The sequence below is a fragment of the Mesorhizobium sp. M1E.F.Ca.ET.063.01.1.1 genome (assembly GCF_003998155.1).
In the GTDB taxonomy this organism is placed as follows: domain Bacteria; phylum Pseudomonadota; class Alphaproteobacteria; order Rhizobiales; family Rhizobiaceae; genus Mesorhizobium.
The window spans coordinates 1-509 of sequence record NZ_RZSC01001533.1; the positions used below are offsets into that span (position 1 = coordinate 1).

Sequence of the window (509 nt, forward strand, 5' to 3'; positions counted from 1 at the left end):
CACCAGGTCGAGGGTGGGAGCATCCTACCCACCCACCAATTCCCTCAGCGCCATGCGCTTATAGGCTGCGACCAGCCTGTCGCCTTCCTCGCGATCGACGGAGATCGCCAGCCGCATGGCGGCCTCGCCCATCTGCCAGACGAGGAATGCCGTCGTCTCCAGTGCGACTGGATCGGCATCGGGACGCAGCCGCTTCAGCACCGCGACGAGGAATTCGGCATTGGCGCGGCTGTCGGCGAGCTCAAGTTCGCGCAGCGCCTTGTCGGCCTGCGTGCCCGACCAGATGTCGCGTATCACCGGCTCGGCCAGGAACAGCCGGTAGTAGATGTCGACCAGTTCCGAAAACGCTTGGCTGAGGCCTTCGGCATCGCTGACATCCTTCAGCGCCGCCGCAATGCAGGCCTGGCTTTCGGCGGTGTAGCGCTCGGCAAGCGCCCAGACGATCGCCCGCTTGTCCGGGAAGAACTGGTAGAGCGAGCCGATCGACACACCCGCCCGCTCCGCCACTT

The 509-nt window shown here is 65.6% G+C and carries 1 protein-coding gene; it reads right to left on the minus strand.

Annotated features, from left to right (window positions below):
* Positions 1 to 24: 24 nt before the first annotated feature.
* Positions 25 to 509 (minus strand): TetR family transcriptional regulator (locus EOA29_RS39635; RefSeq protein ID WP_145970167.1); only part of this gene is annotated, 485 nt, incomplete at its 5' end.